21 protein-coding genes and 1 pseudogene are annotated in these 24,980 nt (G+C 37.7%); 14 read left to right on the forward strand and 8 right to left on the reverse strand.

What is annotated here, in order from left to right; all coding sequences use genetic code 11:
* The first annotated feature begins 5 nt into the window (after positions 1-5).
* The 7 genes from tadA to pyrF all read left to right on the forward strand — a co-directional run bounded on the left by tadA (position 6) and on the right by pyrF (position 5,220).
* The gene (tadA, locus tag JGE69_RS04445; protein ID WP_174724493.1) at positions 6-509 is read left to right on the forward strand and encodes a tRNA adenosine(34) deaminase TadA; all 504 of its coding nucleotides are present in this window, start codon (positions 6-8) and stop codon (positions 507-509) included.
* Positions 510-579: 70 nt separating this feature from the next.
* Positions 580-1,020, forward strand: a complete 441-nt coding sequence (locus JGE69_RS04450) for an SRPBCC family protein (protein WP_014206600.1) — start codon at positions 580-582, stop codon at positions 1,018-1,020.
* A gap of 10 nt (positions 1,021-1,030) precedes the next feature.
* Positions 1,031-1,711 (forward strand): (d)CMP kinase, encoded by a 681-nt coding sequence (gene cmk / locus JGE69_RS04455; protein WP_174724495.1) that lies wholly within the window; start codon positions 1,031-1,033, stop codon positions 1,709-1,711.
* Between the two features lie 111 nt (positions 1,712-1,822).
* On the forward strand, positions 1,823-3,496 hold the full coding sequence (gene rpsA, locus JGE69_RS04460) for a 30S ribosomal protein S1 (protein WP_002121348.1): 1,674 nt from the start codon (positions 1,823-1,825) through the stop codon (positions 3,494-3,496).
* A gap of 156 nt (positions 3,497-3,652) precedes the next feature.
* Entirely contained in the window at positions 3,653-3,955 is a 303-nt protein-coding gene (locus JGE69_RS04465; protein WP_002121337.1) for an integration host factor subunit beta, read from the forward strand.
* A 25-nt stretch (positions 3,956-3,980) separates the two neighbouring features.
* Complete coding sequence (locus JGE69_RS04470) at positions 3,981-4,346, forward strand: lipopolysaccharide assembly protein LapA domain-containing protein (protein WP_002121360.1); 366 nt, start codon at positions 3,981-3,983, stop codon at positions 4,344-4,346.
* Positions 4,347-4,521: 175 nt separating this feature from the next.
* On the forward strand, positions 4,522-5,220 hold the full coding sequence (gene pyrF / locus JGE69_RS04475; RefSeq protein ID WP_025466022.1) for an orotidine-5'-phosphate decarboxylase: 699 nt from the start codon (positions 4,522-4,524) through the stop codon (positions 5,218-5,220).
* Here the strand turns inward: pyrF and JGE69_RS04480 are convergent.
* Positions 5,217-6,128: a lysine exporter LysO family protein gene (locus tag JGE69_RS04480; protein WP_199112431.1), complete on the reverse strand. Its 912-nt coding sequence runs from the start codon at positions 6,126-6,128 to the stop codon at positions 5,217-5,219. The genes pyrF and JGE69_RS04480 overlap by 4 nt on opposite strands.
* 46 nt (positions 6,129-6,174) lie before the next feature.
* A complete protein-coding gene (locus JGE69_RS04485) occupies positions 6,175-7,722 on the reverse strand; it encodes a flavin-containing monooxygenase (protein WP_199112432.1) in 1,548 nt (515 codons plus the stop codon).
* Between the two features lie 121 nt (positions 7,723-7,843).
* Between JGE69_RS04485 and JGE69_RS04490 the strand changes: the two genes are divergently transcribed.
* The 4 genes from JGE69_RS04490 to JGE69_RS04505 all read left to right on the forward strand — a co-directional run bounded on the left by JGE69_RS04490 (position 7,844) and on the right by JGE69_RS04505 (position 13,169).
* Entirely contained in the window at positions 7,844-8,866 is a 1,023-nt protein-coding gene (locus JGE69_RS04490; protein ID WP_199112433.1) for an AraC family transcriptional regulator, read from the forward strand.
* A gap of 77 nt (positions 8,867-8,943) precedes the next feature.
* Positions 8,944-10,086, forward strand: a complete 1,143-nt coding sequence (gene zapE, locus JGE69_RS04495; RefSeq protein ID WP_199112435.1) for a cell division protein ZapE — start codon at positions 8,944-8,946, stop codon at positions 10,084-10,086.
* 369 nt (positions 10,087-10,455) lie between these two features.
* A complete protein-coding gene (locus JGE69_RS04500; RefSeq protein ID WP_199112437.1) occupies positions 10,456-12,621 on the forward strand; it encodes a malate synthase G in 2,166 nt (721 codons plus the stop codon).
* A gap of 98 nt (positions 12,622-12,719) precedes the next feature.
* Positions 12,720-13,169, forward strand: a complete 450-nt coding sequence (locus tag JGE69_RS04505; protein WP_199112439.1) for a GNAT family N-acetyltransferase — start codon at positions 12,720-12,722, stop codon at positions 13,167-13,169.
* A 66-nt stretch (positions 13,170-13,235) separates the two neighbouring features.
* Here JGE69_RS04505 and JGE69_RS04510 read toward each other — a convergent pair whose 3' ends face one another.
* From JGE69_RS04510 to JGE69_RS04535, 6 genes and pseudogenes are all read right to left on the reverse strand, one after another.
* The gene (locus JGE69_RS04510; RefSeq protein ID WP_002117898.1) at positions 13,236-13,649 is read right to left on the reverse strand and encodes an ExbD/TolR family protein; all 414 of its coding nucleotides are present in this window, start codon (positions 13,647-13,649) and stop codon (positions 13,236-13,238) included.
* A 19-nt stretch (positions 13,650-13,668) separates the two neighbouring features.
* Entirely contained in the window at positions 13,669-14,091 is a 423-nt protein-coding gene (locus JGE69_RS04515; protein WP_199112441.1) for an ExbD/TolR family protein, read from the reverse strand.
* 15 nt (positions 14,092-14,106) lie between these two features.
* Positions 14,107-14,988 carry a MotA/TolQ/ExbB proton channel family protein gene (locus tag JGE69_RS04520; RefSeq protein WP_199112443.1) on the reverse strand — a complete coding sequence of 294 codons (882 nt, stop codon included), beginning with the start codon at positions 14,986-14,988 and terminating at the stop codon, positions 14,107-14,109.
* Positions 14,989-15,028: 40 nt separating this feature from the next.
* On the reverse strand, positions 15,029-15,742 hold the full coding sequence (locus JGE69_RS04525; RefSeq protein ID WP_199112445.1) for an energy transducer TonB: 714 nt from the start codon (positions 15,740-15,742) through the stop codon (positions 15,029-15,031).
* Between the two features lie 109 nt (positions 15,743-15,851).
* Positions 15,852-18,539, reverse strand: a complete 2,688-nt coding sequence (locus JGE69_RS04530; RefSeq protein ID WP_199112447.1) for a TonB-dependent receptor — start codon at positions 18,537-18,539, stop codon at positions 15,852-15,854.
* Positions 18,540-19,059: 520 nt separating this feature from the next.
* Positions 19,060-19,152 (reverse strand): annotated as a pseudogene (locus JGE69_RS04535) (hypothetical protein); the annotation flags it as partial.
* A gap of 161 nt (positions 19,153-19,313) precedes the next feature.
* Between JGE69_RS04535 and JGE69_RS04540 the strand changes: the two are divergent.
* The 3 genes from JGE69_RS04540 to JGE69_RS04550 are packed head-to-tail and all read left to right on the forward strand — an operon-like array spanning position 19,314 to position 24,977.
* On the forward strand, positions 19,314-21,104 hold the full coding sequence (locus JGE69_RS04540; RefSeq protein ID WP_199112449.1) for an ABC transporter substrate-binding protein: 1,791 nt from the start codon (positions 19,314-19,316) through the stop codon (positions 21,102-21,104).
* A 15-nt stretch (positions 21,105-21,119) separates the two neighbouring features.
* Positions 21,120-22,943, forward strand: coding sequence for an ABC transporter substrate-binding protein (locus JGE69_RS04545; protein ID WP_199112451.1), 1,824 nt, complete (start codon positions 21,120-21,122; stop codon positions 22,941-22,943).
* Positions 22,944-24,977, forward strand: a complete 2,034-nt coding sequence (locus JGE69_RS04550; RefSeq protein ID WP_199112453.1) for a M3 family metallopeptidase — start codon at positions 22,944-22,946, stop codon at positions 24,975-24,977.
* Positions 24,978-24,980 lie beyond the last annotated feature (3 nt).

The following is a 24,980-nucleotide window of genomic DNA, read 5'->3' on the forward strand; positions in this document are numbered from 1 at the left end:
AATAAATGACTGAATATAGTGATGAATACTGGATGCAGCTTGCTTACGAGCAAGCTGAATTAGCCGCCCAGCAGGGTGAGATACCTGTTGGAGCGGTTCTGGTGAGCCAAAATCGAGTAATTGGATCTGGTTATAATGCTCCAATTACTTTATTAGATCCAACTGCACATGCAGAAATTCAAGCTATCCGTGCAGCGTGTTCCTCTTTAGAAAATTATCGATTACCTGAAGATACAACTTTATATGTCACTCTTGAGCCATGTACTATGTGTGTAGGTGCGCTCGTACATGCAAGAATTAAACATGTGGTTTTTGGTACGCCGGAACCTAAAGCAGGTTCTTTGGTGAGTGCGCGTCAGTTATTACAGCAAGGTTATTATAATCATAGATTTACATTTCAGCATGGCTGTCTACAAGAAAAATGTGCACAACAGCTTAGCCATTTTTTTAAACAAAGACGTGAGCAAAAGAAACAAGAGAAACAACAAAAAACGTCCTTAAATGATTAAAAATTAACATACTCTTATGGCAAACTAACGCAGTTTTAATGTCATGATTCTATTTAATAAGGACGATCCAATGCGTAATGTAATTACCGTAGAAAAAGAATTTAATGCTCCTCTTACTGATGTATTTAATTTGCTCTCTAAGCATTCAACTTACAATACTGCTTTTGCACCTTTACAAGTTGTGCGTGTTAAAGACTCTGCAGATTCTAAAAGACCTGATGGTTTAGGCTCAATTCGACGTATGGGATTTGGTCCAATTAAGCCCCTTAAAGAAGAAATTACATTGTTGGAAGAAAATAAAAGTATTGAGTATAAATTAATAGACAATCCTTTGATTAAACATCATTTAGGTAGAATCGAGTTTTCTGAGATTACTCCATACATTACTTTAGTTACATACCGCATCGAGTTAACGGCAAAAGCGCCAGTGGTCAGTAAATTAATCCTTGCACAGCTAAAACTAGCCATTACACTAGGCTTTTCGAGATTAGCTAAAGCATTTGCTTCTTAGTGAGAGTTCAATGACAGTTCAAATTATTACTATTGATGGTCCGAGTGGTTCGGGTAAAGGAACATTGGCCGCAAAACTTGCAGCACATTATCAATATCATTTACTTGATTCGGGTGCCTTATATCGTTTATTGGGGTTGTCATTACATAAACACGATTTATTAGAGAAATTAGACAGTCAGCTTGATGAGTGTATCCAATATGCACGTCAACTGGACATTAAATTTGAAACGTCTACCTCAGGGATTTTGGTCTTCTTGGATGGAGAAGATGTATCTCAAACAATCCGTACAGAGCGAGTTGGTGAGTATGCTTCAAAAGTTGCAGTGGTTCCAGAGCTTAGACAGGCACTATTTGAAAGACAAAGAGCTTTTGTGCAAAGTCCTGGTTTAGTTGCAGATGGCCGTGATATGGCAACATCTATCTTTCCAGAAGCTAATGCCAAAATTTATCTGACAGCTTCGGCTGAGTCACGCGCTGAGCGAAGAGTAAAACAGTTGCAGGGTATGGGGCTAGATGCTAAAATAAACGACATTTTAGCTAATATACAGGCACGAGACAAAAGAGATATGGAGCGAGAAGTTGCTCCGCTCAAGCCAGCCAAAGATGCTTATATCATTGATAGTTCGGAATTAACGATCGATCAGGTATTTAAGTTAATGGTTGATTATGTCGATAGCCGTACTATTTAGTAAATAGAATTATCAGTTGAAGCATAGCTTGATCAGTCTATAAAGACTATGTTGATACTTAACTAAACCGGCCTTGTCTGATCCAAGACCGCTGAATTTATCAGGTATATCATGACCGAATCTTTTGCAGCCCTCTTTGAAGAAAGTGAATTAAACCTCAACGTTGAAAAGGGTGCAGTCATCCAAGGTGTTGTTGTAAACATCGATAGCGACTGGGTAACTGTTGACACTGGCCTAAAGTCTGAAGGCATTGTTGACCGTGCTGAATTTTTAAATGAACAACGTGAACTTGAAGTTCAGGTTGGTGATACTGTTGACGTAGTTGTTGAAGCTCTTGACAACGGTATGGGTCAAACAGTTTTATCACGTGAAAAAGCTAAGCGTGCTGAAACTTGGACTAAACTTGAAAAAATCTTTGAAGATGGCGAAATCGTTACTGGTGTTATCTCTGGTAAAGTTAAAGGCGGTTTCACTGTTGACATCGGTCCTGTTCGTGCATTCTTACCAGGTTCATTAGTTGACACTCGTCCTATCCGTGACACTACTCACCTTGAAGGTAAAGAGTTAGAGTTCAAAGTAATTAAACTTGATGCTAAACGTAATAACGTTGTTGTATCTCGTCGTGCTGTTATGGAAGCTGAATCTTCTGCTGACCGTGAAGCATTACTTGCTCAACTTGAAGAAGGTCAAACAGTTACAGGTACAATCAAAAACCTTACTGATTACGGTGCATTCGTTGATCTTGGCGGTATTGATGGTCTTCTACATATCACAGATATGGCTTGGAAGCGTATCAAGCACCCTTCAGAAGTTGTTGAAGTTGGTCAAGAAGTTACTGTTAAAGTACTTAAATTTGACCGTGAACGTAACCGCGTATCTTTAGGCCTTAAACAATTAGGCGAAGATCCATGGTTAGCGATCATGAGCCGTTACCCTAAAGGTTCTATCGTTAAAGCTCGCGTAACTAACTTAACTGACTACGGTTGTTTCGCTGAAATCGCTGAAGGCGTTGAAGGTTTAGTTCACGTTTCTGAAATGGACCACACTAACAAAAACATCCACCCATCTAAAGTTGTTCAGATTGGTGATGAAGTTGATGTTATGGTTCTTGAAGTTGATGAAGAACGTCGTCGTATTAGCCTTGGTATCAAACAAACTCGTGCTAACCCATGGGAAGAGTTTGCTAAAGCTCATGAGAAAGGCGAAAAAGTATCTGGTACTATCAAGTCTATCACTGACTTTGGTATCTTCATTGGCTTGAATGGCGGTATCGACGGTTTAGTACACTTGTCTGATATTTCTTGGAACGAGCAAGGTGAAGAAGCTATTCGTCGTTACAAGAAAGGTGACACTGTTGAAGCTGTTATCTTGTCTGTAGACGCTGAAGGTAACCGTATCAGCCTTGGTATCAAGCAATTGAACAGCGATCCTTTCAATGACTTCTTAGCTGCTAACGAACGTGGTGCTTTAGTTAAAGGTACTGTAACTGCAGTTGATGCTCGTGGCGCAACTGTTAAGTTAGCTGACGAAGTTGAAGCAACTCTTAAAGCTTCTGAAATCAACCGTGACCGCGTAGAAGATGCGACTAAATTCTTAGAAGTTGGTCAAGAAGTTGAAGCGAAGATCATCAACGTTGATCGTAAATCTCGCTCTATCAACTTGTCTATCAAAGCGAAAGACGAAGCTGAAGAGAAAGAAGCAGTTGCTAGCTTACGTACAGCAACTACAAGTCAAGACAATGGTCCTAAGACTATTGGTGACTTGATCAAAGCACAAATGAAGTAATAAGTTAACAAAGTACAGTTTCATGTAACGGAATTGTACTTTTTATACAAATTACTGTAAACGGTAGCCTAGTATTCAACATACTGCGCTACCGTTTTGTATTTAAACAGGTTATTATCGAACGACATAGAGTAGCAATAAATAACGAGGTCGTAGATGACTACTGAAGCTCTTAATAAGTCTGATTTGATTGAACGCATTGCGCTAAAAAACCCACACTTAGCTGAACCTTTGGTGGAAGAGGCGGTTAAAATTATGATTGATCAAATGATAGAAGCCCTATCAACTGATAATCGAATTGAAATCCGTGGTTTTGGTAGCTTTGCTTTACACCACCGTGATCCAAGAGTTGGTCGCAATCCTAAAACAGGAAAATCAGTTGAAGTTGCAGCTAAAGCTGTTCCACATTTTAAACCCGGAAAAGCCCTTCGTGACGCAGTAAACGAATCTGGGAAATAAATAAAATTTATAAGTCGGGGTGCCTATGCGTTATATTTTAATTGCATTGCTTATTGTTGTATTTGGCTATTCTTTAGCACTTGTTTTGCAGAATCCAACAGAACTTTCTGTTGATTTGTTATTTACCCAAGTTCCAGCTATGCGTTTAGGCTTATTATTGCTACTCACATTAGTACTAGGAACAGTGGTCGGTCTTTTACTTGGTGTACAGGTTTTCAGAGTATTCCAAAAAGGTTGGGAAATTAAACGCCTGCGTAAAGATATTGACCATTTAAGAAAAGAACAAATCCAAAGTGCTCAATTAGCAGCGGCTGAAGCAGCTGCAAATGTAAGACATGAAAAAACCGTTGTAGATATTTATCCGCAAGATAAAAATTCTACTCCGCTATAATCCCCGTACTACTCTTTATTAATGAGTAAAGAGTAGTATCTCTCTAAATTTTATCTCTTCTTTTATTTTTCTAAATATAAATGCTTTTTCTTATCGCTTTAATTTTGGAAAGCAGCTCTCTACATTCCTTTATTCCTTCATGAGTTGTCTATTATAATAACGCTGATTTTATATGATGGAAGAAAGTCTCTTGAGTATCATTGTTGCGTTAGATGCAAAAAGCCAATATGACGCTTTAAAAATTGTTGAACAGCTTGATCCTGCTTTATGTCGTGTAAAAGTGGGTAAAGAGCTTTTTACTCATGAAGGCCCATCTGTTGTAAAAAAACTGCAAGAACAAAATTTTGAAGTTTTTCTTGATCTTAAATTTCATGATATTCCAAACACTACAGCTCAAGCAGTATGTGCAGCGGCTGATTTAGGTGTATGGATGGTAAATGTTCACGCTTCAGGTGGCCGTAAAATGATGGAAACCTGTGTGGAGCGTTTAAAAGCGGGTAACTATCAAACCCAACTTATCGCTGTGACAGTACTCACATCAATGGGTCGTGAAGATTTAAAAGATATTGGTTTAGATGTTGAACCTGTAGAGCATGTAAAGCGCTTGGCTAATTTAACGAAAGAAAGTGGCTTGGATGGAGTGGTTTGTTCAGCTCAAGAAGCTAAGATTCTTCGTGAATTAATTGGGCAAGACTTCTCTTTAGTAACACCTGGTATTCGTCCAGAAGGTTCTAATGCAGACGACCAAAAACGTATTGTAACTCCAAAGCAAGCTATGCTTGATGGCTCTACGCATCTGGTAATTGGTCGACCGATTACTAAAGCAGAAAAGCCAACAGAAATGTTGAAGTCTATTCTTGCTTCGATTGCCTAAAAATTTAGGAATAAGCTAATTAATAACGGGGCGAGTAGGCTTAATAATAAGCCGCTCATCATGGCATGTGGTACATAATGTGTGCCACATGACTGTTTTACCATTGCTAAGGTAACATCCATTGAGGTTGCACCAGCACTTGAGATAGCAGGGCGTGGAAAACGCCAACCCATGGTATACATTAGAAAAATAGCAACAATTTCTCTAAATAAGTCGGTTAATAAGGCGATTCCACCCAACTCTGCCGAATGTAATTGCGTAAATAAAATCCCCGACATTGAATACCAGCCATAGCCTTGTGCTAAAGCTAAAGTTTCATTAAGTGTAAAATGCTTGTTGAGCAAATAGTAATTCAAAAGGCCTGCTATACAAGACCCTATAAAAGCAGCTAAGGGCACAATTAAAATTTTCCAGCTTAACCATGTGCGGTTAAAGTGGGTGAAGGCAAGTTCGATACCAATTAAAAAAATAAAAAGTAATAACAAATACCAGCTATTAAATGCGATATGAGAGGTGAATTGAGTAACGATAGCGCCGAATAAAACACCAACACCTAGTGCAAGAAAAGCCTTCGCAATATTCTTTAAAGCATTTACAAAAAGTTGTAGGGAGATTTTGCCTTTAACACTTTGTTTATCAAAAATTGTATAAGCAAATAAACACGTAAAGAACGAACCAAAAGACGTGGTAAGAGCAATGATAATAGCGGGTGGGAGTATGGCAGAAGGATTCTCGATTTGATCAAGTGCCAAGGTTAATTCAAAAGCTACACTAGCTAAAAGAATATAAGAAAAATAGGGCAGTATTTTAAATATAAAGTGTCGGATATTTAGAGATAGTTTGGGTGCTAGGAAATAACCGAAAGCCAGTGCTAAAAAAATTTGAATGATGAGATAAAAAGATTGCATATAATAGGTAGATTGTTATCAACCTACCTATTATGTCTTGAACATTTTAAGCTGCATAGCTCTGTGAGCTTTTATTTAAAAGTAAGTAGTCTTTGGGCTTAACTTTACGTGTTTCTAACCAATACTTCCATGTGTAAGTTGGCCATAGTGAAAAGTTCTTTCCATCGGCAGATTGATACCAACTACTACAGCCGCCAGCTTGCCATACTGTTCCTTGCAGCTGCTTTTGGACACGTTCGTTAAAGGCGTCTTGAATTTCAGGCTTGATCTCAATTGCTTTTTGACCAGATTTTTCTACAAGTTGAATAAGCTGTAAAATGTAATTCACTTGAGATTCAATCATAAAAATAATCGAATTATGACCTAGAACTGTATTAGGACCTACCAATTGGAATAGGTTGGGAAAGTTTTTAGTCATAATGCCGTAATAGCTTTCAGCACCATCTTTCCATGCTTGTTTTAACTCGATTTGATTACGTCCGATACATGTGAAATGTTTTAAATAAATACGTGGGTCAGTAATAAAACCTGTACCGTAAATTAAACAATCAATAGGTCGTTCTTGACCATCTTTAGTAACAATACTGTTTTCTTTAATCTCTTGAATGCTATCGGTTACTAGCTCAACATTTTTTCGGTTAAAGGTAGGGAAGTATTTATTGGAGATAAGAATACGTTTACATCCCATAACGAAGTCAGGTGTGAGTTTTTTTGCTAACTCTTTATCTTTGACTTGAAAACGGATGAATGCTTCTGCCAATTTTTGGCCATACTTCATGATTTGAGGTTGAACAATGGGTACAACGCGAGATTCATTACTCCAGTAAAGACGACTACGATGAATCTGGCGATAAATATTAGAAGATTTGAATAATGCTTTACTTAAGCTTGAATATTTGCGCTCATCTCGTGGTATTACCCATGCAGCTGTTCTTTGAAATACATAGAGCTGTTTAACATCTTTGGCTATTTCTGGAATATATTGAATTGCGCTACCACCTGTACCAATAGATGCGACTGACTTTCCGTTTAAATCATAGTCATGTTCCCATTTTGAGGAATGAAATACTTTTCCTTTAAATTTTTCAATCCCTTTGATAGGAGGAATTTGTGGGATGTGTAGGGGACCAGATGCAAAAACTACAAATTGAGCTTCTATAGAAGGTTGGTCATTAAAATCTAGAGTCCACACATGACGTGTTTCATCATATTGGACATGAGTTACGTCATGGTTAAACTTACAGTAATCTTTAATTTTATATTTCTGTGTAATGTCTTGAATATAATTAAAGATCTCTGGTCCCTCAGCATAGCGTTTTGTCCAATCTGTTTTTGGTGCAAAAGACAATGAATACATATGAGATTGAACATCACATGCTGCACCTGGATAACGATTTTCTCGCCAAGTTCCACCGACATCATTTGATTTTTCTAAAATAACAAAGTCTTGCTGTTGATTTTGTAGTAAACGGATTGCCATTGCTAGGCCACCAAAGCCAGCACCAATAATAGCAATTTTAGTTTTTTGAATAGCATCTTGCTTTGCGTTTAGCATTGGAAACCCTGCATAAGCTGAAAAGAGGATTGCACGCAAGACTAACGTTTTTTAATCAGTTTAAACATGATTGTATCGACGTGAAAATTGATAGATTCGGCAATTAATTTTCTTGCTTCTTTATAGTAAAACATTTCAGTCTAGGGAAATTGATAGAAGAATGAAACGGTCGATACTTGGTTTAATCTATTTAATTCAAGGAATGCGCAATGCTGGCATTGATGTCGACTCACGTTTGGCCGATATAGGTATTAAAGTCGATGCTTTAGACCCGAGTTCCACAATTCATGATCGTCTTGAATGGGACATTCAACAAATAATTAGTAAAAATGTAGAGCCTGAAAAGGGTTTATTTATTGGACAGCATTATGCTTTAGCTGGTTACGGCCCATTGCTTATGCTACTTGTCACAAGTAATGATATTCAAACTGCTTTAAATAAGGGTATAAAATATCAAAAGCTTACGCATTTATTTGGTAGCTTAGCTTTATACGAAACTGATGAGCGGACGATTTTAAATTATTTGCCTGTTGATTTAAAAACGGAAATTGGCCAGTTACGGGCACAATGTGAAATCTCTGGAACTTATAAATTTATTCAAGATATTTATACGATGATGGGATTACAAATGCCTACGATGCGTATAGAACTTCCATTTGAAAAGCCTACTGATATAGATACTTTGTCACACTATTTTGCATATTATGGCGAAGATGTGCATTTTAATGGTAAATATGCGGCATTTAGCCTAAGTAAGGATGTACTTGAAATCAAGATTCCTTCTGCCGATATCATTACACATCGTATTTATGAATCAAAATGTATTGCAGAAATAACAAGATTAAATCAACAAGATCATCAAACTCCACATATCATACAATGTGTGCAAGATTATCTTGAACTGCAACAAGGAATTATCCCGAGCATGGCGGAAACGGCTTTTGCATTGAAAATGCCTGAAAGGACATTAAGGCATCAACTGCAACAGCTAAATACGAGTTATAAGCAAATTCGTGAACAAATTATCAAGAATAAGGCATTGAAGCTTATGGAATATAGGGAATACTCAATAGAAGTTGTTGCCGAATTACTCGGCTATTCTGAACCGGCGGCATTTAATCATGCATTTAAACGATGGTTTGGACAGAGTCCTAGACAATATGCAAAAGAGTCATCGTCGTAACTCTTGATGCTAAAAGCTAATGTGGTTGAACAAAATGTTCGCTATACTCTCATCAGTTAAAATTGAAATAAAACGATATGTTAAATTTAAAATCTTCTCATAGTACTGCATTCACACCTTCTTCCCCAGCAGAACGCTATGCTGAGGCTTTAGCTTCAGGTCAATTTATGGCAGATGAAGCGCAAGCACAGGCAGTGCAAGAATTAGATCGCGTATGGAAAGAACTTTTAAACCGTTATAAAGCCTCAAAAAAAGCTTTCCGTCGTTTCCGTCGCCAAACTTCACCTAAAGGTGTATATATGTGGGGCGGAGTAGGCCGTGGAAAAACTTGGCTTATGGATCAATTTTACGAGTCTGTGCCATTTCGCCGCAAAACGCGTATGCATTTTCATCATTTCATGCAACATGTTCATAAAGAGCTAAATAAGCTTTCAGGACAACGTAATCCACTTGAAATCGTAGCTGACCAAATCTATAAAGATGCTGTCGTTATCTGTTTTGATGAGTTCTTTGTATCAAACGTAACAGATGCAATGATCTTAAGCGATTTATTCCAAAAATTATTTGTTCGTGGTGTGACATTAATTGCAACATCAAACATTGCACCAGATGGCTTATATAAAAACGGTATTCACCGTGATCGTTTCTTGCCAACCATTGAAATGGTTAAAAAGAACTGTGCTGTTTTAAATGTAGATGCTGGTGTGGACTACCGCTTGCGTGTACTAAAACAAGCTCAATTATTCAAATCGCCATTAACGAATGAAGCTCAAAGCTGGATGGCTGAACGTTTTAGTGCTTTAACCCATACACAAGCTCATTCTCAAGAGCCGATTGTGATTAATAATCGTGTTGTCGAGACTTTGGGACATACAGAAGATGTGTTGTGGTGTGAGTTTTCTGAACTCTGCTTTAAACCACGTAGCCCAGCCGATTTTATTGAAATTGCGAATATCTATAATACGGTTTTAGTCAGTAATGTTCCTCATTTGACAGATTTCTTGTCAGAAGGTACTCGTCGTTTTATTTATCTAGTCGATGAGTTTTACGATCGAGGTGTGAAATTACTTTTAACGTCTCAAGATAGTATTATTGATATTTATCAAGGTGAAAAATTAGCATTTGAAATTGAACGTACGCGTTCACGTTTGCTAGAAATGCAGTCTGATGAATATTTACATTCTGAACATCGACATATTGATGCTACAAAAACCCCTTAAGTAAAATAGATATGAGAAGCGCTCTGGATTGAGCGCTTTTTTTTACAACAAAAATAGATAAATTTAGTTAAATAGTGCTTTTTCACGCAGCAAAGTTTGATATAACTAAATACGCTTTAGAAAAACAAGATAGTGAAATTTTTTGTCTGTTAACAAAAAGTCTAGTTTCAGTATCTTTAAATATTGAATAAATTGTTGGGAATCCTAGTTAAAATTTTAATACTTTCTATATAGAAAAATTTATCTTTGTCAATAGTTTTACAAGGGAAAATGCTTACTATTTAGGAATGTGATATTAGTATTCAGCTTAATTTAAATCGGTATACTAGGATTCTCTTGGTATAAAAAGTAGCAACTTCAGGAAAGACAATGACTGCACGTATTCAAAAAGGCAAGTTAGCGATTGCTAAAGAACTTTACGATTTTATCGAAAATGAAGCTTTACCAGGTTCTGGTTTAGATAGTGAAACTTACTGGAAGAACTTTGAGCAAGTTGTTGTCGATCTTAGCCCAAAAAATAAAGCATTATTGGCTAAGCGTGATGAATTACAAGCAAAAATTGATGAATGGCACCGTAACAATAAATTTGAATTAGGTGCTTATAAAGCGTTCTTAACTGAAATTGGTTATTTATTACCAGAAGTTGAAGATTTTCAAATCACTACTGAAAATGTAGATGAAGAAATTGCGTTGTTGGCAGGACCACAGTTAGTTGTACCTGTACGTAATGCACGTTATTGCTTAAATGCAGCAAATGCCCGTTGGGGTTCTTTATATGATGCACTTTACGGCTTCGATGTAATTTCTGAAGAAGGCGGAGCTGAAAAGGGTAAAGGATATAATCCTGTTCGTGGTGCAAAAGTTATTGAGTTCGCTAAGAATTTCTTAAATGAAGTTTTCCCGCTTGCTCAAGGTTCACATGCAGATGCAACAAAATATGCAATTGAGCAAAATAAACTCGTTGTAACTTTGAAAGATGGTTCAAAAACAGGTTTAGCTCATGAAGCTCAGTTTGTTGGTTTCAATGGTGAAGAAGCAAATCCTTCAGAAGTTGTACTTTTAAGTAATGGTCTTCATGTCATTATCGAAATTGATGCAAATAGCCCAATTGGACAAACTGATCCAGCGGGTGTTAAAGATTTAACATTTGAAGCGGCAGTAACCACAATTCAAGATTTGGAAGACTCGGTTGCGGCTGTCGATGCAGAAGAAAAAGTTGAAGGTTACCGTAATTGGTTAGGTTTAATGAAGGGTACACTTCAAGAATCTATTGAAAAGAATGGTAAAACGATTGTTCGTGATCTAAATAAAGATCGCGAAATTAAAAACTTAATTGGTGGTACAACAAAACTTCATGGTCGTTCACTTATGTTACTTCGTAACGTGGGTCACTTAATGACTAACCCAGCTATTTTGGTAGACGGCGAAGAAATTTTTGAAGGTATTATGGATGCATTGGTGACTCCATTGTTATCAATTGCTGATATCCGTAGTACAAACGAAAATAAAAACTCTCGTAAAGGTTCTATGTATATTGTTAAGCCAAAAATGCATGGTCCTGAAGAAGTTGCGTTTGCTGTAGAGTTATTTGAACGTGCTGAACAGGCGATTGGATTACCACCTAAGTCGTTAAAAATCGGTATTATGGATGAAGAGCGCCGTACATCTGTAAACTTGAAAAACTGTATTGCTGCTGCTAAAGACCGTACAATCTTTATTAATACTGGCTTTATGGACCGTACGGGTGACGAAATCCATACTTCTATGGAAGCTGCACCAGTTGTTCGTAAAGAAGCGGTTAAAACACAAAAATGGATTGCTGCTTACGAAAATCGTAACGTTGCAATCGGTTTGAAATGTGGTTTACAAGGCAAAGCACAGATTGGTAAAGGCATGTGGCCAAAGCCAGATAGCATGAAAGATATGTTAGCAACTAAAGCTGCACATCCAAATGCTGGTGCTTCATGTGCTTGGGTTCCATCTCCAACTGGTGCGGTACTTCACGCGATGCATTACCATCAAGTAAATGTAAAAGCACGTCAAGATCAGTTAAAAGCTGAAGAAATGTTGTCATTAGATGACTTGTTAACACCACCATTTACACCAGAAACAAACTGGTCAGCAGATGAGATCAACAATGAACTTGAAAATAACTGCCAAGGTATCTTGGGTTATGTTGTTCGTTGGGTTGACTTAGGTGTAGGTTGTTCGAAAGTTCCCGATATTAACAACGTGGGCTTAATGGAAGACCGTGCAACATTACGTATTTCTTCTCAACACGTTGCGAACTGGTTACGTCACGGTATTGTGACTCGTGAACAAGTTGAAGAAGTGCTTAAACGCATGGCAAAAATTGTTGATGAGCAAAATGCAAATGACCCATTGTATAAACCAATGGCAGCTAACTTTGAAACAAATATTGCTTTCCAAGCAGCTTCTGATCTTATCTTCAAAGGTTGTGAACAGCCTTCTGGTTACACTGAGCCGTTACTACACGCTGCTCGTTTGAAGTTAAAAGGTTATACAGGTGATTAATTTCATCCTGTTTTGAAAAAAGCCTCTTCGGAGGCTTTTTTATTTTCGGTATATTTTGTGCTTATGGAATATAGATTAATAGCTAAGAGGTTTTTAATTTGATTAGTCTAAAAGATCTTGATCGTGAGAATTGGATTCGATGTGCAAGATTATCATTAGATGAATCTCAAAAAGATTATGTTGCACCAAATGTATATTCTATTGCTGAGTCTAAAGTGGAAGAACATTACTGTCCAAGAGTGATTTTTTCGGATGATAAAGTCATTGGATTTTTAATGTATTGTGTCGAAGTTGACCTACCTGATGAGACATTATTTTGGTTGTTTCGTTTTATGATTGGCAAAGATCATCAAGCCAAAGGTTATGGTACCAAGGCATTGCAAATGGCAATTGATGAAATAGCTGCAAAAGGAGCTAAACGAATTAGAACGATGTATAAATCGTCCAACTATGTGGCTGGAAAACTTTATAAAAAAAAGGGTTTCCGAGAAACTGGAGAATATGATGAGTGTGGAGATATTATTTTAGAGTTGAATATTTCTAATTAAAAAAACGCTAACTGAAGATTCGAGTTAGCGCAGGAGTTAATAGAGTTAATATATTGAAAAGCAATATTAGTTACTGCTCACAATTCCAATTTTAGTGACACCTAAACGTTGTGCAGTAGCCATGACCATCGCTACATTCTTATATTCAGCCATCTGGTCCGGTTTGAGTTTGATCTGGTCTTGATCTTTTTTAGCAACCACACCTTGAAATAAAGTCTCTAGTGCCTTTCGGTCAGAAACCTCTTGGTTATTCCAAAATACTTTGCCTACCGCATCAATTCTTACATCAATCACTTCAGGTGGCTTTTCATTTGTTGGTGGCGGTGTGCCATTTGGCAAATTAATATTAATCGCGTTGTTTGGTGCAGGTATGGTAATAATAAACATAATAATGAGTACCAACATGACATCAATAAGAGGTGTCATGTTGACTTCTAACATCACATCGTCATCATTATTTGAACCGACATTCATACCCATAAAATTCTCCTTAAGTTAATTACGGGTAGGCTGGAGGGGTAGTAACAAAAGCAATTTTGCCAATACCAGCTTCTTTGGTCGTACTAATGACCTGATCTATCGCTTCAAAATGGGTAAGCTGATCACCCCGAATATGAACTTCTGGCTGAGGTCTTTTTTGTGCAACTGCTTGAAGTTTTGCCAGTAATATCTCTTTACTAGGCACATAACTTTCGTTCCAGAAAATATCGCCTTTCTTATTTACTGAGAGTTGAATATTTTCAGGAGTGGTTGCATATGGAGTATTTTTTTCTTCTGGTAGTTTCACTGGAACCGTATGTGTGACTACCGGAATAGTAATAAGAAAAATAATAAGTAAAACCAACATGACATCAACCAAAGGTGTCGTGTTAATTGTGCCAATCATTTCATCATCATCTTCAGAACCAACACTCATACCCATAATGTTTGCTCCCGATTATTTAATACTGCGATTAACTGAATTATTGGTATTAATTTCTCCACTTAATAAAACCGCGTGTAAATCTGAACCAAATGAACGGACATTTTCCATAACGGCTTTATTACGGCGTGTAAGCCAGTTATAACCAAGTACAGCAGGTACTGCGACTGCAAGACCAATCGCTGTCATAATCAGAGCTTCACCAACGGGGCCTGCAACTTTATCGATAGATGCTTGACCTGAGATACCAATGGCTGTTAATGCGTGATAAATTCCCCAAACCGTACCAAAAAGTCCAACAAATGGTGCAGTAGAACCTACCGTGGCTAAAAAGGCTAAACCACCACCTAAATGATTTTGTATTTTTTCAATTGCGCGTTGAATTGAAATGCTCACCCATGTATTAAAATCGATTCGTTCAAGTAAAGAACCGCCGTGTGATTTAGTTGAATTAATGCCTTTTTCAGCAATAAAACGATAAGCACTACTTTGTTCTAAAGCTTCTGCAGCATTATCAAGGGAAGTGGCTTCCCAGAAATGTTTTTCAGCTTCTTTGCCTTGGCGTTTGACTTTACCTTGCTGCAATAGTTTAGAGATGATGATGTACCAAGTTCCAATCGACATGAGCACTAATATAAATAAGGTAGACTTAGCAACTAAATCACCTTCACGCCAAAGGGCTTCTAGACCATAAGGGTTCTTAACAGTTTCACTCGTTGCGGGTTTCGGTGGTGGAGTTGGAGTATTTGTGCTTGACGTAGCTTCAGTAGTTGCTGTGGCCACAGGAGTATTGCTTGTTTCTTCTGCGAAAACTGAGCTTAATGGAAGTAATGAGCAAGCTGCGATTAGACTTGCAGAAGCGAAACGAACTAACGGTTGAGTTGATTTTTTCATCATATATCTCCAATATTTTTTAATTTCTTGCTAATTCAATTGTTTATTCAATTACAAATGGATATTCAATTTCATACCAATCTTGCTGAGGTACACCATCTTTCATTGCTGGTTTGAACGTACATAAGCTGTAAGCTTTAGTTGCCGCTTTATCTAAAATTTTGCTGCCACTCGATTTTTTTACTTTGGCATCAATAACCTTGCCGGAAGTATCAACTAAAACACGTATGCGCACCGTACCTTGTTCTTCATTCATAAGTGCTTCTCGTGGATATTCTGGTTTTTCACAGCCAGCAGAACCCTCTGAAACACCACGACTTACACCAGCTGGTTTTGGTGCCGGCGCAGCAGCCACTGGAGCAGGTGCGGCAACAGGGCTTGGAGATGGTGTACTAGGTGCCGCAGGAGCTGGGGTAGCCGCTTTAGTCGGTTGAGCCACTGGTGTCGTTTTTTGTACCGGTGTTGCTACTTTCTCTACTTGTTTAGGAGGCTCAGGAACCTTGGCAACTTTTTCTACCATTTTTGGTGGCTCAGGCGGTTTTTCCTTTGGTTTCGGTTCTTCCGGCTTTGGTGGAGGAGGTGGCTTAATATCCTGAATAATTTGTAATTCCACAGGTTTTTCTGCTGGTTTTTGAATATTGTTTGCTAAACCTGACATCAGAATATAGGCAACAAGAAGATGCAGAAAAATAACTGCAGCAATACCAATTAGGTGTTTGGCAGATTTATTTTCTATGTCTGTAAAAGTCATGCCCATAGTTACTCCTGAAACTGTAGACAAACAATTTTTAAAATAACTGTTTGGCTAAGAATGAGTATTTGTTCTGCAAACTAACCGTTGAGAGTTATATTTGCAGAACAACCATTTAGAACTTATATGTACCTCGTACAAAGTAAGTACGTCCTAAAGGATCTGCGTAACGTGGGTCATATCCCATTTGGAAGTTGTCGCCAACATTTGAAGCTGGTGGGTCTTCATCAAAGATATTCTTAATGCCCGCTGTAACTTCTAGATTTTTAAAGCCTTTGTATGTGCCTGAAATATTATAGGTTGTATAGTCGCTCACTTTGTGATTTCGATAGCCTGCCTTAACAGAAGAACTTGAATTTTGATCCTCATAACCGCGTGAAAAATTTTGTTGTAGGTTTAAAGCCCAATTCTCATAATTCCAATTTAGGTTTGCAGTATGTTTCCAGCGAAGAATAATAGCTTGGTAGTCTAGACCGCTATAAGTGCCTGCAACACTTTTCCATTCACCATTTTGCTCGGCTTGATATTTGTAATCCGTAATATATGTTCCATCAATATTGAAACCAAAACGACCTGTAGCAGTCATTGGAGAAACCCAACTTAAGCCCACATCGAAACCAGATGTTTTAATTCCACCTAAATTTTGTTGTGTTGTAATAATATAATCTAATGAGCCATCAGGATTACGTACAAATTTGTCTGCATATTTCACAGGGTCATCAAAAATAGCAGTTTCTGAAAGCGTAGCAATTTGCTTATCTACTTCAATATTGAAATAGTCGAGAGTCAAGGCTAAATTTTTAATTGGTTCAAATACTAAGCCAGCAGTAAAAGACTTTGACTCTTCCGGATCAAGACTTTTATTTCCCCCATTTTGTCTATCAAATTGCATATTACAATCACGTTCTCTTACACCACCTGGTTTTAAGACATTCCCTGGGCAGAGTACGGGATCATAATAGTATCCACCCGTATTGGTTACGGAGTTTGGTCCATTCACTTCCCAAAGTGTTGGAGCTCTGAAGCCCGTACTATAAGTCGTACGGAACATTAACTGTTTAATAGGTTCCCAACGAAGTGCAAATTTTGGATTAAACGTATCGCCAAAATCGTTGTAGTCATCATAACGAGCAGCGATTTGAGCTTCTAAAGTTTTATGAAGGGGGATATGAAATTCGGTAAATACCGATTTAATATTGCGATCGCCAGTATTTACTGGCTCATCAGGATCGACACCTGTACTAGGTGCAACTCGGGCAACATCAGTAACGACTTTTGAAGTCCAATCTTCATAGCGATAGCTTGCTCCAACTGCAAAAGCCACATCTCCTGCTGGTAATTTAAATATAGGTCTACTTGCAGTGAAATCGACTGTAGTTGTATCTAGATTGGCTTTTAAATATTTACCTTCAACACCTAACTGGTTCCATACATTGGCATCTTCAGGACTTTGCGGTCCGAATGGGTTTAAAATACCATTGTTTAAAGCTTCTTGTGTTTTGTCAAAGTTTAAATAGCCACTTACTACTGCATCCGATGCACTACTATGAGCATAGGTAACGCCGGAGTTAATGTCCCAACCATGAGTTTCACCCTCAATACCAGCAAATATTCTATGTGATTGATTAATACTATTACTTACACGATTACCTGATTGTGAACGCAAATATAGAGGGATAGTTCCAGTAGCGCCTGCTAAAGCTGGAGTAATACCTTTACCTGGATAATATTTACTACTAGGGTCAAGCGTCAAATCAAAAAATACATCTGGTGCGACTGACGTTGTAACTTCATTTCTTGCATATAAATATTCTGCAATCGCGTTAAAATTATCATTTAATTTAAAAGTAGCTCGGCCCATAGCTGAGATGTCTTCTGTCTTTGGAACAATACCAATTACTGCTTGGCTGTTATATTTACAAATTTGACCATCAGTCTCTACTAGAGGGTTATTACCACAACCTGTAGATGCATAGGGATTACCTAATCCAGGTACATTGGCAGGGAATGAACCACTACTAGTTTTATGGATTCCTAATTCAGGTAATATGCCTCCACGTCGACTAACTTTACGATCTTTGGCCATGACATCGTCGCCTTTGCGATAGTCCACAACACCAAAAACATTGTAGCCATTTTCGTCTAAATCACCGAAGCCGCCAAAGATACTGTAGTCTTGTTGCTCACCGCCTTTTTGTTCTGGTTTTTGATAGCCAGCAGTCAGATTAAGTCCTGTAAACTGTTTTTTGGTAATGAAGTTAATTACCCCGCCAATTGCATCAGTGCCATAAATGGAAGAGGCACCATCTCGTAAAACCTCAATACGGTCTAACATTGCGAGTGGAATAATATTTAAGTTGGTAACGCCACTGTCATAGGCATTTGCAGCTAATCGACGACCATTAAGTAAAACAAGTGTTTTATTGGCGCCTAAAGCTCTAAGGTTCGCTGCTGAACCCACAGTCCTACTTGCGCCTACGTTACTTGCAGTCACAAAATTTGACTGGTTTGCACTGATCTTTGCCAAAGCCTCTTCAGTTGTTGTTACCCCTTGTTTTAAGATTTCATCAACTTTCACCACGGTGATTGGCGACGCACTTTGTGCTGCAACTCCTTTGATTGAAGAACCTGTAACGGCAACTTTTACGACTTTTGTTGGTTTTTCATCAGTACTTGATTGTTCAGTTTCTGCTGCCTGTGCCAGGGTAAGACACATCATACTTAAACTAAGGGTGCTTAATTTAAGAATTGTTTTGCTGATCTTGGGGGTTGCCTGAGATCGAACATTGTATTTTTTTTTCATCGTGGATTTGATCCCTTTTTGTTGTCGTTAGCGATATTGCTGGAAAGTTTTTAAGCAAAGCAAGTGCCAACTATATATTTTTCTTTTTTTAGTTTATGCAAAATATTGATATATATTGATTTTATTATGATTCAGTACGAAGGTTTATCTTTTATTAAACAAAAATAAATTTTCCGTTTGGAAAATTTTTGAGCGCTGGCCAAAAGTTTCAAATTTTTTTGTATAAAAAATATACATTGCTGGACTCTTCACATGCTTAATAAATAAAAATGTATCGTTTTAGAACCTTTTTATATGTAATGTTATAATATTTATTGCTATGTCTTTTGGTTATATTTTTATTATAAATCAATATATTGAATAGTGGTTATGTGTGGAGGTAGCTTGATCTAATGTGGAACATAATTAATTTTTAATGTATTTTATTTGTGCATTTAAGGTATTAGATGATTAACATATGCAAATATAATATTTGGCAAAAAGTTACTTTTATTTATATAGTTCAACCGTTTTTAAGTATCTAATAAAAATATGAATTTTTAATATTTTTAAATATTTTAATATGGATATTAATAAGTGGCATGAAATTCGCTTTATATTCAATAGTTACAAAACACTAGGTGTTTAAGTTTATTTTTCCATTTGATCAAATAAAAAGATGATAAAGGAAAGTGAATTTTAAATCCTAAATAGGCCTATCTGTTGAAAAAGAACTTTTCTTATGCAGATTTAGATGTTACTCAAAAGGATAATATCTTTTAAAAAACTAATTACGTGGGTATGAACTTGAAATTAAAATTTTTTAAGCTCGCCATTTTAAGTCTGGCTATTACATCAGTTCCTTGTGCTTACGCAATTACGCCAGCGCAACCAAACAAAATTTTGCATGTTGCCTATGAAGCCCCAGATGATGGCTTTGATATGGTTAAAACCACCAATTTCTATAGTGCTAATATTGCTGAAGCAATTTTTGAGCCTTTACTCAAATATGACTATCTGGCACGTCCATTACAGTTAGCTCCCTATACAGTAGAGAGCCTGCCTAAAGTGGAACAAGACGGTAAAGTTTATACTTTTAGAATTAAGTCAGGTATCTATTTTACCAATGATCCCGCTTTTAAAGGTAAACGCCGTGAGTTAGTGGCTGAAGACTATGTTTATACAATTAAACGTATTCTAGATCCTAAAAATAGAGCACCGTCTGTTTCATTTATTGATGGTAAGTTACTAGGTGCTGATGCGGTTGTAGCCCAAGCAAAGAAAACTGGAAAATTTGATTATGCTGCTCCAATCGCAGGAATTAAAGCGCTTGATCGATATACGCTACAATTTACTTTAACTCGCCAAGACTATAATTTTCCTTACATTCTTGCCTATATTACTTTTGGCGGAGTTGCTAAAGAGGTTGTCGATTATTACGGTGACCGTATTGGTATGCATCCTGTAGGTACTGGCCCTTATATGTTAAGTAAGTATGTACCAAGAAGTAAGGTCGAGTTGGTTGCTAATCCTGATTATCGTGGTTTCGTCTGGAACTTTAAGTCGACAGGAACACCTTGGGATAACCAGCTTGTTAAGGAAATGTCTGGAAAGAAAATGCCACAAATTGGAAAGGTGGTGGTCAGTATTATTGAAGAACAACAGTCAAGATGGTTAGCTTTTCAGTCGGGTCAACTAGACTTTGACAGACTTACCGCAGATGCTGTTCCTCAAGCTTTAGATGGAAATCAGCTTAAAGCTTCTTTTAAGAAGAGAGGAATTAAACACTTCCCATATAAGGAACCCGAAATTACCTATACGATGATGAACATGCGTGATCCGGTGATTGGTGGTTTTAGCCCAGAAAAGATCGCTCTTCGTAGAGCAATTACTTTGTCGTACAACCAAAAAGAAAGTATAAAACAGGCTTATAAAGGGCAAGCTGTTCGGGCTGAAATGTTTATACCTGAAGGTGTGAATGGCTATAATCCGAAATATAAAAGTAGCGTAGGATATAACCCGCTGCTAGCAAATAAATTACTTGATTATTATGGTTATAAAAAAGGTGCTGATGGTTATAGAACCCAGCCAAACGGGAAACCTTTGATTTTAAAAATCAATACAGAAAATAGCTCGGCTTCAGTTATTCACTCCGAACTCTGGAAAAAGAATCTGGATGCAATTGGCATTCGAGTGGACTTTAAGGTAAGTAATTTTGCAGATAACTTAAAAGCCGCAACTCAATGTAAATATATGATTTGGAGTGGGGCATGGATTGCTGACTATCCTGAAGGAGATAATTTTGCACAGTTGCTTTATGGACCAAATGCTGGGCAGGGGAACCATGCTTGTTATCAATCCAAAACGTATGATGCCCTTTATACTCAGGCCATTCATTTACCACCGCAACAACGCCTGCCATATTATGAAAAACTTAATCGCCAGATTGAAGCTGATAATCCATGGATCGTTCATCTAACCCGTATTCGTAACTGGTTGATACGCCCACAAGTTCAGGGTTTTAAACCTCATCCTATGATGAATACAAACTGGCAATATCTTGATATTACTCCTATTAAAAAATAATTTTAGATAAAGATCATGATGACTGAAAATTTAAAACAAAAGCTCAAGCATTGTAGTATCAGCTTGCTATTCGCTAGTATGGCCTTAACGGGATCTACAAGTATTTTTGCGAAAAGTCCAGCCGATCCGAATAAAGTTTTACGTTACGTATTTCCAACAGCTGAGACAGGTTTCGACCCGGCTTATATCCATGATTTATATTCGGCGCATGTAACCACTTCGATATTTGAAACTCTATATACCTATGATTATTTAGCAAGGCCGGCAAAACTTATTCCGCAAATAGCAACCGCTATGCCAGAAGTCAGTGCCGATGGTTTGACCTATACCATTCGCATTAAGAAGGGAATTTATTTTACACCAGACCCTGTTTTTAAAGGCAAACCTAGAGAATTAACAGCCAATGATTATGCGTACTCTTTTAAGCGTTTATTGGACCCGAATCTGCGCTCTCCAAATAGCTGGTTATTAGAAAACAAAATTGAAGGTATGGATGCTTTAGTGAAAGCAGCCAATAAGTCCGGAAAATTTAACTATGATCAAAAGGTAAGTGGTTTACAAACACCTGATAAATACACTTTGGTGATTCGTTTAGTTAAGCCAGACTATAACTTTCCGTTATTACTGGCCCATGACCCGACAGGTGCTGTGGCACGCGAAGTTATCGAAAAGTATAAAGACAAAGCCGGTTATGTTATGGGCCATCCTGTAGGTACAGGTCCTTATGTGCTGAGCAAGTGGGTACCAGCATCGCGCATTGTTTTAAAAGCGAATCCTGATTATCGGGGTTTTACTTGGAACTTTAATGCCAGCAGCCCTGAAGATCAGGCAATTGTGAAGCGACTTAAAGGTAAAAAAATGCCTCAAATCGGCACAATTGATATTCAGGTAATGGAAGAAAACCAATCGCGGTGGCTAGCATTTCAGCGTGGTGAGGTTGATATATTTCAGCTTGAAGGCCAACTGGTCGCAAAAGCGGTTAAAGACGGCAAACTAAGACCTGAACTTGCTAAAGAAGGTGTGCAGTTATCTCGCATTGTTGACCCCGAAATTAGCTATATTTATTGGAATCTTAAAAATCCAGTTGTTGGGGGAATGAGTAAAGAGAAAATTGCTTTACGCCGTGCGATAGCGATGTCTCGTTCGATAGATCAAGAAATTAAACTAGTAAGAAATGATGATGCACAGCGTCTACATTTTCCAATTCCACCAGGTGTAGTGGGTAATGACCCTCAATACAGAACCAGTACCCCATATTCTGTGAAAGCAGCAAATTTACTATTAGATCGATATCACTATAAAAAAGATGCCTCAGGTTGGCGTACACAACCAGATGGGAAACCTCTGGTCATTGAATATATGGCGCGTAGTGACAGTATTGGGCAGCAAAGCGCTGAACTCTGGAAGAAAAATTTTGATAGTTTGAATATCCGTATGGTCTTTAAACCCATGCTTTTTGCAGATCTTATTCGTGCGCAAAAACAATGCGACGGGATGTTCGGGTCTTCTGCATGGATAGCCGATTATCCAGATGGGGATAATTTTATGCAGAATTTTTATGGACCTAATACACATATGACGAACTGGTCTTGTGGTTCTACACCAGAGTTTGATCAGTTGTATCGCCAAACGCAACAAATGCAAGCAGGTCCTGAGAGAGATGCACTTTATCGAAAAATGACACGGTTGTTAGAAGTTTATATGCCTGTTCAAATCTCATATGCACGCTACCGGAATATGCTGGCTCAACCAAAAATCATTGGATATAAGAAGCATCCAATTTTACATGCAGAGTGGATGTATTTTGATATTGATACAAATACTAAATCTAATCATTAAATGAAAAAAATTGGAGATACGATGAAAAATAATGCACTGAAAATGACAACTTTATGTATGTTGACCATAGGTGTAAGTCAGTTTGCAATGGCAGAGACAACACGTCCTATTTTGCCATTACTTAAAGCACAGCAACTTCCAGCATGGTGTGATGCGAATTTAAAAAAGATTCAGAAAGAGATTTCAAATTTTGAAAAAACACCTGTTAAAGATAATGCAGCAGCGGCACCTATATTGGCAAAATGGGATAAAATTTTTGCGCATTTTGAAGATTTCTCAGGTCCTATAAGTCTATATAGTAACGTAGACCCAGATGCAAAGTTACGTAAGGCAGCAGAAGACTGTGAAATCAAAATTAATCAGTTTCATACTGATATATTTCAAAATTCAAAATTATATAACGTCATTAAGAATACAAAAGCTACTGATCCGATAGACCAAAAATATCGTCAAGATATTTTAGATCAGTTTGAAGACACAGGTGTTCAACTTGAGCCAGTAAAGCGTGCACGAATGAAAGCTATTCTGGATGAGTTGACTAAACTCGAACAAGAATATGCCCGTAATGTCCGTGATAATCCAGAAAAACTTGAGTTTACTCCTGAAGAGATGAAAGGCTTACCTCAAACTTATATTTCAGCATTAAAGAAAAATGCTAAAGGCAATTATTTATTAGGTTTTGAATATCCGGAATATCGTCCTTTTATGGAGTTGGCAGATAATGATGATGCCCGGAAAAGATACCAAATTGCCTTTACTCGACGGGGTACTGAACAAAATTTAAAACTACTTAAACAGGCAATTGATTTGCGTTATGAGCTTGCACAGTTATTTGGAAAAGCAAGTTATGCAGATTGGGTTTTAAAAGACCGCATGGCAAAAACGCCCGAAGCTGTAAATCAGTTTTTGGCAGAAGTACAAAAAACAGTAGCACCACTAGAGCGTAAAGAAGTAGAAGAACTCCGAGCATTTAAAGCAGAAACTTTAAAAACGCCATTAGAAAAAACCGAGATAACACGTTGGAGTGAAGCTTATTGGAGTGAAAAACTTCGTAAGAGCAAATATCAGATCGATCAGGAAAAACTTCGTGATTATTTTCCAACTTTAGCTTCTCAAAAATGGTTGTTTGCCATTTCATCTGACCTTTATGGTATTGATTTCAAACCTGTCAAAGTTAAAGCATGGCAGGATGAAGTTGAATATTACGATGTAGTTGATAAGAAAACAGGAAAACTCCTTGGCGGCTTATATATGGATAAATTCCCTCGTGAAGGGAAATATGGCCATGCTGCTGTTTGGGGGGTATACGGTGGCAGCACATTAACCAATCGATTACCCGTGTCGGCTTTGGTCACCAATTTTAACCGTAAAGGTTTAAACAGTGACGAGCTTGAAACTTTTGTTCATGAGTTTGGTCATGCTCTACACGGCATTTTGTCAAATACACGTTATGCGAGTCAGTCTGGAACATCCGTAGAACGTGATTTCGTAGAGGCACCATCTCAAATGTATGAGGAGTGGGCACGCCGTAAAGAAACCTTATCTAAAGTGGCCGATTATTGCGATCCAGCCTGCCCACGTGTTGACGATGAGTTAATTGCCCGTTTAAAAGCTGTACATAACTATGGTCGTGGCTTGCGTTATGCGCGTCAAACTCTTTATGCACAGTATGATATGTCATTGCATACTGCCGATGCATTAAAAGTAAAACCTTTAGAAAATTGGCAAAAAATGGAAGCTGCTACAGCCTTAGGTTATGTACCAACAACCGAATTTCCGGGGCAGTTTGGGCATTTGATGGGCGGTTATCAAGCAGGTTATTACGGCTATATGTGGTCTGAGGTTCTAGCTTTAGACATGCTTTCTGCTTATGGGGATAACCTTAATAACCCACAAGTAGGGCAACGTTACCGTCAAACCATTTTGTCGCAAGGTAGCCAAAAACCAGCAGCTGAATTAGTTAAAGATTTCCTCGGTCGTGATCCTGACAATAAAGCATTCTTTAACGAAATTACCGGACAACGGGTTAAATAAGGA

The sequence above is a fragment of the Acinetobacter sp. C13 genome (genome assembly GCF_016809775.1).
Taxonomy (GTDB): Bacteria; Pseudomonadota; Gammaproteobacteria; order Pseudomonadales; family Moraxellaceae; genus Acinetobacter; species Acinetobacter pittii.

Coding starts and splice junctions, on each gene's coding strand:
- tadA (WP_174724493.1), top strand. CDS start 6: ATGACTGAATATAGTGATGAATACTGGATGCAGCTTGCTTACGAGCAA.
- JGE69_RS04530 (WP_199112447.1), bottom strand. CDS start 18,539: ATGAAAAAAAAATACAATGTTCGATCTCAGGCAACCCCCAAGATCAGC.
- JGE69_RS04480 (WP_199112431.1), bottom strand. CDS start 6,128: ATGCAATCTTTTTATCTCATCATTCAAATTTTTTTAGCACTGGCTTTC.
- JGE69_RS04510 (WP_002117898.1), bottom strand. CDS start 13,649: ATGGGTATGAATGTCGGTTCAAATAATGATGACGATGTGATGTTAGAA.
- zapE (WP_199112435.1), top strand. CDS start 8,944: ATGTTAAATTTAAAATCTTCTCATAGTACTGCATTCACACCTTCTTCC.
- pyrF (WP_025466022.1), top strand. CDS start 4,522: ATGGAAGAAAGTCTCTTGAGTATCATTGTTGCGTTAGATGCAAAAAGC.
- JGE69_RS04490 (WP_199112433.1), top strand. CDS start 7,844: ATGAAACGGTCGATACTTGGTTTAATCTATTTAATTCAAGGAATGCGC.
- JGE69_RS04500 (WP_199112437.1), top strand. CDS start 10,456: ATGACTGCACGTATTCAAAAAGGCAAGTTAGCGATTGCTAAAGAACTT.
- JGE69_RS04520 (WP_199112443.1), bottom strand. CDS start 14,988: ATGATGAAAAAATCAACTCAACCGTTAGTTCGTTTCGCTTCTGCAAGT.
- rpsA (WP_002121348.1), top strand. CDS start 1,823: ATGACCGAATCTTTTGCAGCCCTCTTTGAAGAAAGTGAATTAAACCTC.
- JGE69_RS04450 (WP_014206600.1), top strand. CDS start 580: ATGCGTAATGTAATTACCGTAGAAAAAGAATTTAATGCTCCTCTTACT.
- JGE69_RS04515 (WP_199112441.1), bottom strand. CDS start 14,091: ATGGGTATGAGTGTTGGTTCTGAAGATGATGATGAAATGATTGGCACA.
- JGE69_RS04470 (WP_002121360.1), top strand. CDS start 3,981: ATGCGTTATATTTTAATTGCATTGCTTATTGTTGTATTTGGCTATTCT.
- JGE69_RS04545 (WP_199112451.1), top strand. CDS start 21,120: ATGATGACTGAAAATTTAAAACAAAAGCTCAAGCATTGTAGTATCAGC.
- JGE69_RS04550 (WP_199112453.1), top strand. CDS start 22,944: ATGAAAAAAATTGGAGATACGATGAAAAATAATGCACTGAAAATGACA.
- JGE69_RS04465 (WP_002121337.1), top strand. CDS start 3,653: ATGACTACTGAAGCTCTTAATAAGTCTGATTTGATTGAACGCATTGCG.
- JGE69_RS04525 (WP_199112445.1), bottom strand. CDS start 15,742: ATGGGCATGACTTTTACAGACATAGAAAATAAATCTGCCAAACACCTA.
- cmk (WP_174724495.1), top strand. CDS start 1,031: ATGACAGTTCAAATTATTACTATTGATGGTCCGAGTGGTTCGGGTAAA.